Origin of the sequence: Streptomyces katrae (assembly GCF_000966975.1) — a bacterium.
Classification (GTDB): Bacteria; Actinomycetota; Actinomycetes; order Streptomycetales; family Streptomycetaceae; genus Streptomyces; species Streptomyces katrae.
In genome coordinates this window covers 1-10,006 of record NZ_JZWV01000435.1, presented here as the reverse complement: position 1 = coordinate 10,006, position 10,006 = coordinate 1, and the positions used below count along the sequence as shown (strand labels likewise).

Annotated in this window: 8 protein-coding genes and 1 pseudogene; 7 read left to right on the top strand and 2 right to left on the bottom strand. The window is 71.0% G+C overall.

The window, feature by feature from the left end; genetic code table 11:
• Window positions 1-310: 310 nt before the first annotated feature.
• The 5 genes and pseudogenes from VR44_RS42665 (at window position 311) to VR44_RS16490 (ending at window position 6,143) form a co-directional block, all read left to right on the top strand.
• A pseudogene (locus VR44_RS42665) lies at window positions 311-1,163 on the top strand (nitrilase-related carbon-nitrogen hydrolase).
• Window positions 1,160-2,455 (top strand): aspartate aminotransferase family protein, encoded by a 1,296-nt coding sequence (locus VR44_RS16505; RefSeq protein WP_045948264.1) that lies wholly within the window; start codon window positions 1,160-1,162, stop codon window positions 2,453-2,455. Before VR44_RS42665 ends, VR44_RS16505 begins: the two are co-directional and overlap by 4 nt.
• Before the next feature lie 10 nt (window positions 2,456-2,465).
• Window positions 2,466-3,866, top strand: a complete 1,401-nt coding sequence (gene hydA / locus VR44_RS16500; RefSeq protein ID WP_045948261.1) for a dihydropyrimidinase — start codon at window positions 2,466-2,468, stop codon at window positions 3,864-3,866.
• Window positions 3,867-3,922: 56 nt separating this feature from the next.
• Window positions 3,923-4,939: a TIGR03842 family LLM class F420-dependent oxidoreductase gene (locus VR44_RS16495; RefSeq protein ID WP_045948260.1), complete on the top strand. Its 1,017-nt coding sequence runs from the start codon at window positions 3,923-3,925 to the stop codon at window positions 4,937-4,939.
• Window positions 4,940-5,159: 220 nt separating this feature from the next.
• Window positions 5,160-6,143 carry an alpha/beta hydrolase gene (locus VR44_RS16490; RefSeq protein WP_045948259.1) on the top strand — a complete coding sequence of 328 codons (984 nt, stop codon included), beginning with the start codon at window positions 5,160-5,162 and terminating at the stop codon, window positions 6,141-6,143.
• A 12-nt stretch (window positions 6,144-6,155) separates the two neighbouring features.
• Here VR44_RS16490 and VR44_RS16485 read toward each other — a convergent pair whose 3' ends face one another.
• Entirely contained in the window at window positions 6,156-7,634 is a 1,479-nt protein-coding gene (locus tag VR44_RS16485) for a hypothetical protein (protein ID WP_052713645.1), read from the bottom strand.
• 56 nt (window positions 7,635-7,690) lie between these two features.
• Between VR44_RS16485 and VR44_RS16480 the strand changes: the two genes are divergently transcribed.
• Complete coding sequence (locus VR44_RS16480) at window positions 7,691-8,230, top strand: LOG family protein (protein WP_045948258.1); 540 nt, start codon at window positions 7,691-7,693, stop codon at window positions 8,228-8,230.
• A 7-nt stretch (window positions 8,231-8,237) separates the two neighbouring features.
• Here the strand turns inward: VR44_RS16480 and VR44_RS16475 are convergent, their stop codons facing one another.
• A complete protein-coding gene (locus tag VR44_RS16475) occupies window positions 8,238-9,269 on the bottom strand; it encodes a S1C family serine protease (RefSeq protein ID WP_245691867.1) in 1,032 nt (343 codons plus the stop codon).
• A gap of 202 nt (window positions 9,270-9,471) precedes the next feature.
• Here VR44_RS16475 and VR44_RS16470 point away from each other — a divergent pair.
• Window positions 9,472-10,006 (top strand): inositol monophosphatase family protein (locus VR44_RS16470; protein ID WP_045948262.1); only part of this gene is annotated, 535 nt, incomplete at its 3' end.

Here is a 10,006-nt window from a genome sequence, read left to right as displayed (position 1 = left end):
CCGCACTGGTTCCCCCCGCGCCTGCTCCGTGCGGCCCGCTCCCTCTCCGCCACCCGCCACCGCGACCTCGCCCACGCCCTCCGCGTATCCGGCCTCCCGACGACCTGACCCCCGTCCCGGACCCGCCTCCCGCGCACGCGCTATCCGCCCACCCCCTGACCGCAAACGACCGCGCGGCGACGTAACTTGATCGACTACTCCAACCGCGCAACGTGGTCTTGCCCCACGCTGTGACGGGGCCTACCTTCGACTCCCTACGCACACCGTCTACGTGCGTAGAAGTCGGTGTTCCCGTCGCGAGGAGCAGCTCATGGCCCAAGTCGTCCGCGCCGCACTCGTCCAGGCCACCTGGACCGGAGACACCGAGTCGATGATCGCCAAGCACGAGGAGCACGCCCGCCGGGCAGCCGCACAGGGCGCGAAGATCATCGGCTTCCAGGAGGTGTTCAACGCCCCCTACTTCTGCCAGGTCCAGGAGCCCGAGCACTACCGCTGGGCCGAGCCCGTACCCGACGGTCCCACCGTCCGCCGGATGCAGGAGCTGGCCCGCGAGACCGGGATGGTCATCGTCGTCCCCGTCTTCGAGAAGGAGAGCGAGGGCTTCTACTACAACACCGCCGCCGTCATCGACGCCGACGGCAGCTACCTCGGCAAATACCGCAAGCACCACATCCCGCAGGTCAAAGGCTTCTGGGAGAAGTACTACTTCCGCCCCGGCAACCTCGGCTGGCCCGTCTTCGACACCGCCGTCGGCCGGGTCGGCGTCTACATCTGCTACGACCGCCACTTCCCCGAGGGCTGGCGCCAACTCGGCCTGGCCGGGGCCCAGCTGGTCTACAACCCCTCCGCGACCTCCCGCGGCCTCTCCGCCTACCTGTGGCAGCTGGAACAGCCGGCGTCGGCCGTCGCCAATGAGTACTTCGTCGCCGCCATCAACCGCGTCGGCCAGGAGGAGTACGGGGACAACGACTTCTACGGCACCAGCTACTTCGTCGACCCCCGAGGCCAGTTCGTCGGCGAGGGTCGGCGAGGTCGCCAGCGACAAGGAGGAGGAACTCCTCGTCCGCGACCTCGACTTCGACCTGATCAAGGAGGTCCGCGACCAGTGGGCCTTCTACCGCGACCGCCGCCCCGACGCTTACGGAGGGCTCGTACAGCCGTGACCGACCCCACCCCCCTGCACAGCCGCCACCGCACCGTCCTGCCCGACTGGCTCGCGCTCTACTACGACCGCCCCATCGAGCTCACCCACGGCGAGGGCCGCCACGTCTGGGACGCCGAAGGCAACCGGTACCTCGACTTCTTCGGCGGCATCCTCACCACCATGACCGCCCACGCCCTGCCCGAGGTCACCAAGGCCGTCTCCGAGCAAGCCGGACGGATCATCCACTCGTCGACCCTCTACCTCAACCGGCCCATGATCGAGCTGGCCGAACGGATCGCCGCCCTGTCAGGCATCCCCGACGCCCGGGTCTTCTTCACGACCTCCGGTACCGAGGCCAACGACACCGCCCTGCTCCTCGCGACCGCGTACCGCCGCTCCAACCAGATCCTGGCGATGCGCAACAGCTACCACGGCCGGTCCTTCTCCACCGTCGGCATCACCGGCAACCGGGGCTGGTCCCCGACCAGCCTCTCCCCGCTCCAGACGTACTACGTCCACGGCGCCGTCCGCACCCGCGGCCCCTTCGCCCACCTCGACGACGCCGCCTTCACCGCCGCCGCCGTCGCCGACCTGGAGGACGTGCTCGGCCAGGCCCGCGGGGGAGTGGCCGCCCTCATCGCCGAACCCGTCCAGGGCGTCGGCGGGTTCACCTCACCCCCCGACGGCCTCTACGGGGCCTTCCGCGAGGTCCTCAACCGGCACGGCATCCTCTGGATCAGCGACGAGGTGCAGACCGGCTGGGGCCGCACCGGCGACAACTTCTGGGGCTGGCAGGCCCACGCGCAGAACGGCCCGCCGGACATGCTCACCTTCGCCAAGGGCATCGGCAACGGCATGTCCATCGGCGGGGTCGTCGCCCGCGCCGAGGTGATGAACTGCCTCGACTCCAACTCCATCTCCACCTTCGGCGGTTCCCCCGTCACCATGGCGGCCGGCCTCGCCAACCTCGCCTACCTGCTGGACCACGACCTCCAGGGCAACGCCCGCCGTGTCGGCGGCCTCCTCCTGGAGCGGCTGCGCGCCCTCGCCGCCGCCTCGCCCGCCGTACGGGACGTCCGCGGCCGGGGCCTGATGGCCGGACTGGAGCTCACCGAGCCCGGCACCGACCGCGCCGACCCGCAGGCGGCCGCCGCCGTCCTGGAGGCGGCCCGCGCGGGCGGCCTGCTCATCGGCAAGGGCGGCGGACACGACACCAGCGTGCTGCGCATCGCGCCGCCGCTCTCCCTCACCGTCGCCGAGGCGGAAGAGGGGGCCGAGATCCTCGGACAGGCGCTCCGCAGCATCGAGTAGGGGGACCGACATGAGCACCCGCACCCTGATCAGAGGCGGCCTGGTCGTCACCGCCTCCGACGAGCTCCACGCGGACGTCCTCATCGAGGACGGCCGCGTGGCGGCCCTCGCCGCCACCGGTTCGGCCGCCGCGGCGGCCTGGACGGCCGACCGCACGATCGACGCGAGCGGCAAGTACGTCATCCCGGGCGGAGTGGACGCCCACACCCACATGGAGCTGCCGTTCGGCGGCACCGCCGCCTCCGACACCTTCGAGACCGGCACCCGGGCCGCCGCGTGGGGCGGCACGACCACCATCGTCGACTTCGCCGTCCAGAGCGTGGGCCGCTCCCTGCGCGAGGGACTCGACACCTGGTACGACAAGGCCGACGGCAACTGCGCGATCGACTACGCCTTCCACATGATCCTGTCGGACGTCAACGAGCACACCCTGAAGGAGATGGACCACCTCGTCGGCGAGGGCGTCACCTCCTTCAAGCTGTTCATGGCCTATCCCGGCGTGTTCTACAGCGACGACGGGCAGATCCTGCGCGCGATGCAGCGGGCCTCGTCCAACGGCGGACTGATCATGATGCACGCCGAGAACGGCATCGCCATCGACGTCCTCGTGGAACAGGCCCTGGCCCGCGGGGAGACCGATCCGCGCCACCACGGCGAGGTCCGCAAGGTCCTCCTGGAGGCCGAGGCCACTCACCGGGCGATCCAGCTCGCCCGGGTCGCCGGCTCCCCCCTCTACGTGGTCCACGTGTCGGCGGAGGAGGCGGTGGCGGAGCTGGCGGCGGCGCGGGACAAGGGCCTGCCGGTCTTCGGCGAAACCTGCCCCCAGTACCTCTTCCTGTCCACCGACAACCTGGCGGAGCCGGACTTCCAGGGCGCCAAGTACGTCTGCTCCACCCCCCTGAGGCCGAAGGAACACCAGGCGGCCCTCTGGCGCGGCCTGCGCACCAACGACCTCCAGGTGGTCTCCACCGACCACTGCCCGTTCTGCTTCCGCGGCCAGAAGGAACTGGGCCGGGGCGACTTCTCCAAGATCCCCAACGGTCTCCCCGGCGTGGAGAACCGTATGGACCTCCTCCACCAGGCCGTCCTGGACGGCCACATCACCCGCCGCCGCTGGATCGAGACCGCCTGCGCGACCCCGGCCCGGATGTTCGGCCTCTACCCGCAGAAGGGCACCATCGCCCCGGGTTCGGACGCCGACATCGTCCTCTACGATCCGCACGCCGAGCAGGTCATCTCCGCCGAGACCCACCACATGAACGTGGACTACTCGGCGTACGAGGGCAGGCGGATCACCGGACGCGTCGACACGGTCCTCTCCCGGGGCGAACTCGTCATCGACCGGCGCGAGTACACCGGCCGGGCCGGCCACGGGGCCTTCGTCCACCGCTCCACCTGCCAGTACCTGTAAGGGGGCGCCGGGGCCCGCACGCCCCGGGGCCCGTACTCCCCAGCAAGGAGCACCGCATGGACTTCGGCATCGTCCTCCAGACGGACCCGCCGGCCTCGCAGGTCATCAGCCTGATGAAGCGCGCCGAACGCAACGGCTTCCGCTACGGCTGGACCTTCGACTCGGCGGTCCTGTGGCAGGAGCCGTTCGTCATCTACAGCCAGATCCTCGCCAACACGCGGAAGCTGCACATCGGCCCGATGGTCACCAACCCGGGCACCCGCACCTGGGAGGTGACCGCCTCCACCTTCGCCACCCTCAACGACATGTACGGCAACCGCACCGTCTGCGGGATCGGCCGCGGGGACTCCGCGATGCGGGTCGCCGGCCGCGCCCCCAACACCCTGGCCCGCCTCGGCGAGGCCATCGAGGTCATCCGCGACCTGGCCGAAGGCCGCGAGGCGGTCGTGGACGGCAACCCGATCCGCATCCCCTGGATCAAGGACGGCAGACTCCCCGTCTGGATGGCCGCGTACGGCCCCAAGGCCCTCGCCCTGACCGGCCGGAAGGCCGACGGGTTCATCCTCCAGCTCGCCGACCCCTTCCTCACGGAGTGGATGGTCAAGGCGGTCCGCGACGCCGCCGCCGAGGCGGGCCGCGACCCGGCATCGGTCACCATCTGCGTCGCCGCCCCCGCCTACGTCACCGCCGACGACTCGCCGGCCGCCCTGGCGCATGCCCGCGACCAGTGCCGCTGGTTCGGCGGCATGGTCGGCAACCACGTCGCCGACCTGGTCTCCCGCTACGGCGAGCACTCGGGCATGGTCCCCGACGAACTCACCGACTACATCAAGGCCCGCCAGGGCTACGACTACAGCCACCACGGCCGCGCCGGAAACCCCTCCACCGACTTCGTCCCGGACGAGATCGTCGACCGCTTCTGCCTCCTGGGCCCGCCCGAGGCCCACATCGAGAAGCTCCGTGCCCTACGCGACCTCGGCGTCGATCAGTTCGCCGTCTACGACATGCACGACGCGAGGGAGGCCACCATCGACGAGTACGGCGCGAAGATCATCCCGGCACTCGCCGGATGACGGCCGAGGAGGTCTGAGGGAGGGCGCCCCAGCACGGCGAGTGCGGCAGGGTCCGTCCGATGAGCCGGAATGATCGGGCTAAGATGCCACGTCAAACGCCACCTGCCCCTCGCGGCCCCTGTCGCAAAGCTGCTGTAGGTGCGATCCCGTACGGGCGTTCCGCCCAGCGCTTTGGAGAGTTCTCGCCGTGTTCGGACAGCCTTCCCGTTCGCATGCCGTCATGACCGGTGTCGCCGTAGCGGTACTGGCCGTCTCGCTCGCGGGCTGTGGGAGCCCCAAGGGCGAGAAGGACGACAAGGGGAAGAAGACTCCGACGGCGACGAACAGCCCTGCCGCCGCAGCCGCCTCGCCCTCGCCGGAGGGAAAGGTGCGGATGCCGACCGGCCCCGCCCCCACCCTGACCAAGGCGCGGGACACCGCCGTCGGGCCGATATCGGTGACCAGGCTGGCCGGACCGAAGTCCGGGGTGACCGGCCAGGTGTGGGTCTGGCTCCCTCCCGAGTACAACGACCCCAAGTACGCTAAGACCGGCTTCCCGGTGCTGACCCTGTTCGCGGGCGGTCAGAGCAACGGCTACAACACCTGGGCCGGCAGCGAGCTGCCGATCCAGGAGGAGGACGTGCGGCTGGCCAAGGCGGGCAAGGCCCATCCGTTCATCATGGTCATGCCGGTGCAGAACTTCACCAGTGACGAGAAGAGGGCGCTGGACTGTTCGGACATCCCCGGCCAGCCCAAGATGGCGACCTGGATGACCCAGGACATACCGGACTGGGTCCGCGCCAATTTCCGTACCCTCAAGGGCCGCGACAGCTGGGGCGTCATGGGCGCCTCCACGGGCGGGTTCTGCAGCGCCAAGCTCGCTCTGCAGTACCCGGACGTCTACAAGGCGGCGGTGCCGATCGACGGCTACTTCATCCCGGACTCGCGCCTGTGGCAGGGCCACGAGGCGGAGAAGGCGGCCAACAACCCCGACCTGCTGGTCACCCAGGGCAAGGCCGACGTGAAGATGCTGGTCACGGCCGGCGGCGCCGACGCGTTCGAGAAGGGCGTGGTCAAGAGCTGGATGGCCAAGGCGGCCCCGCCGGTGGCCATCGAGTACTACGAGCAGCCCGGCGGCAAGCACCTGACCTCGGACTTCAGGAAGATGATCCCGGACGCCCTCCAGTGGTTCACCAAGAACCTGGAGGGCCCCGCCCACGACTGACCCCCGGCCCCCCTAGCCGGCTCCCCCTTCCAGGAGTTCGACCATCCGGTGCAGGACGGGGAGGGGCAGCGCCGGGTTGTAGGAGGCGTTGCGGGCGGTCGCCGGGTCGGCCAGGAGGCGCAGGAGTACGTCGGTCGGTACGGCCGGGTGCCTGGCCGCCAGGGCCCGGACGGACTTCTCGGGGTCGTCGAGGAGCCGTAGAGCCGCGCCGGGCGCCAGCCGCGGGTCCCGTGCCACGTCCCGGCGTACCTCTTCCGCCTCGTCCCGGCTGAGCGCCTCGACCAGATCGGGGGTGCACGCCGGGTCGGAAAGGGCGAGCCGCCGCAGCCGCGGGTTCGGATCGGCGGCGAACCGCAGCAGGCCGGCTCGCGGGAAGTTGGGGTGGCTGCGGGGCCGGCCCGGGAAGCTGAGGCTGCCGTCCCACCAGTGCCAGACCTCCAGGAGCATGTCGGCGGGCGCGTCGTCGCAGGACTCGGCGAGGAACAGCCGCACGGTCGGGTCCTCGTCCCGGGCGAGGAGTCCGGCCACGTCGGCGGGGAGGCGGGGCGCCCGGGCGACGCTGCTGCGGACGAAGGGGTGGCTGGAGGAGGCCAGCCGGCGCATCGCCTCGGAGTCGTCGTGGAGGGCGAGGACCCACGGCAGCCCGTACCCGCGCCTCGTGCCGGGCTCGATGCCGACCGGGACGCCGGCGCGCTGCTCCTCCGTCAGGTCGGCTCGTATGGCGACCGTCGCACGCACCCCCTCGTCCTCGTCCGTGAGCAGGACTGCGAGCGCGGCCGGGTGGAGCCGTGGATTCTCGGCGAGGGCGAGCCGTACCTCCACGTCTTCGCCGCCGGCGAGGCGGGCGGCCCAGGTCGCTTCGAGCCGGCAGGTCTTCAGGGCCCGGGTGCGGGCCTTCTCGTCGAGGGCGGCGAGGGCGTCGAGGGCGGCGGGGCCCAGGGGCACGTCCTGGTGGTGCCGCAGCAGGGCAGCCGTCCGGACGTGTGCGTCGGGGTCGGTGAGCAGCCCGTCGCGTGCGGCCGGGGCGAGATGCGGCCAGGCCGGGGTGCAGGCGGCGGCCCTCACGCGGGGATCGGGATCGGTCGCGAGGGTGCCGAGGAGGGGAGCCCCCATCCCGGGCAGCCCGGTCGCCGCGGCCCGGACGAGCGGCGAGGGGTCGGCGGCGAGCGCGCGGTGGCCCTCGGGGGTGAGCCGGGCGCCGGCCCACCCCGCGTCCTCGACGAACAGCTGCCGGCGGGCCACGCCCGGCTCGTTCACGAGCAGCCGGCTCCACTGCTCGGGGGTCAGCCCGGGCCGGGCCTCCACGAGGATGCCCCGGACCTTCCGGTCCGGGTGGTCGACGGCCGCGTCGAGGACGGCCGGGGAGAGGTCGTCCCGGAAGAGGAATCCGGGCTCGACGTCGAGCAGGCGGATCAGGAGATCGTCCGGGACCGCCGGGTTGAATCCAAGGCCCCACCAGTCCCGTGCCGGCCCCGTCAGTGCATCCGTCATGGCCGCCATCCTGCCGGTCGTCCCTCCTGCCGGTCCTCGCCTCGTACTGTTGAAGTATGAATATCTGCGTCTTCCTGTCCGCCGCCGACCTCGACGAGCGCTACACCCGACCGGCGCGGGAGTTCGCCGAACTCCTCGGGAAGGGCGGTCACACGCTGGTGTGGGGCGGTTCCGAGAGCGGCCTGATGAAGGTCGTCGCGGACGGAGTCCAGGAGTCCGGCGGCCGGCTCGTGGGGGTCTCGGTCGGCTTCCTGGCGGCCAAGGCGCGCGAGAACGCCGACGAAATGGTGATCGCCGGCGACCTCGCGGAACGCAAGGCGCTGCTGCTGGCCAAGGCGGACGCAGTCGTGATCATGGTGGGCGGGACCGGGACGCTGGACGAGGCGACCGAGATCCTGGAGCTCAAGAAGCACGGGAGGACCACGAAGCCGGTGGTGCTCCTCAACACGGCTGGTTTCTACGACGGCCTCAAGGCGCAGTTCCGGCGTATGGAGGAGGAGGGCTTCCTGCCCGTGCCCCTGACCGAACTCGTCTTCTTCGCCGAGGAGCCCGTCGCGGCGCTCGCCTACCTGGAGGAGAGCACGGGCGTGCAGTAGCCGCGCCCTACTTGCCCTTGTCCATCACGAGGTCGGTGGTCCAGGCCTCACCGGCCTTCGCGTCCTTGCCGTTGGCGGTGAGAGGGGCGTACTCCCCGGTCACCGGCAGCGTCTCGCCGGGGGCGGCGGACTGCAGTACGTCGCAGACGTCCGCGTAGGAGGTGACGGGGGTGTCCTTCAGGCCGGTGATCACGTCGCCCGGATACAGCTTCGCCTTGTAGGCGGGGGAGTTGGTCCTCGAATAGATGACCACCATGCCGTCCTTGTCCTTGAACTGCTTCTGGGTGGCCGCGACCTTCGAGGCGTCCTCTTCGACGAACTGGTCGGCCAGCGCCGGGTTCTGTACGGACATCAGCTGCCAGCCGGGGTCGTTCTTCACGTCACCGGCGGCCAGCTGGTCGAGCAGGGGCCGGACGTGGTCGCTGCTGATGGCGTAGTACTGCCCCTGCACGCCCCCTCCGGTGAGGGAAAGGGTGTTGATGCCGACCACCTCGGCCTTCCCGTTCAGCAGCGGCCCGCCGGAGTTGCCGGGGTTGATGGTGGCGGAGTGCTGGATGGTCTCCGGGTAGCGCGGCAGGTCCGGGTCCGGCGTGGTGTCCTTGACGTCGGGGTTCTGCACCGCGCCGGTGGTGAACACCGGCTTCTGCGAGCCCTGCGCCTCGATCGACTCCGGGTAGCCCAGCGCCGTGACGTTGTCGGCGAAGGAGACCTTCTTGCTGTCGGCGAACTTCAGCGCCTTGAGATCGGGTTGGGGGTTCGAGAAGGTCAGCACCGCCAGGTCCTCGCACGGGTCGATCCCCAGTACCCGGGCGGCCACCGGGGCCCGGTCCTCGACGCCGACCCGCAGGGACGGCTCGTCCAGCACCACGTGCGCGTTGGTGAGGATGAGCCCCTTGTCGGCGTCGTAGATGAACCCGGTACCCGATCCCATCGTTCCGATGATGTGCACCGTCGCCGGCGCCGCCCGTTCGTAGATCTCCTTGGCGGACAGGTCATCGGCGAAGGCCACTGCCGCGTTCCCGGTCGCGAGTACCACCATCGTGGCCACTGCCACGGCGTTCCTGGCGCGTCCCCTCATGAGCCCGCCGCCTTTCTCCACGCACGGACGACCCCATTCCAGGCTAGCTCCGGCCCCGCACGGTGTCCTCCCGGGCCGGGTTCACCCCGATGTCACCCGCTGTCCGGCCGGGCGCCGCGGAACCCGGTGGGGCTCGACGGGCCGCCGTGATGTGATGGGGGGCATGATCGAAGAGTTCCTGACCCATGGCCTGCCCGACGTTGAAGAGGCCGTCCGCAAGGCGGCGGCGGTCGAGATCGTGCCGCGGTTCCGGCAGCTCGCCCAGCACGAGGTCGACGAGAAGAACGGTCCGCACGATCTGGTGACCGTCGCCGACCGCAAGGCCGAGGAGCACCTCACGGCCTCGCTGAGCCGGCTGCTGCCCGGCTCCGCCGTCGTCGGCGAGGAGGCGGAGGCGGTGCACGCCGACCCGCGTGTTTACGGAGCGCTGCGCGCGGACGCGCCCGTGTGGATCGTCGACCCGGTCGACGGCACCCGGCAGTTCGTGGAGGGCGACCCGCACTTCTGCACCCTCGTCGCCCTCGCACAGCACGGCGAGATCCTCGCCTCCTGGACCTACGCCCCGGCCCTGGACGTCCTGGCCACCGCCGTGCGCGGGCAGGGCGCGTACGTCAACGGCGTGCGGATCCACAGCGGTTCGCCGGAGCCGGGCGCCGACCTGCGCGTGGCGACCGCCCACCCGCTGTACACCTCCGAGG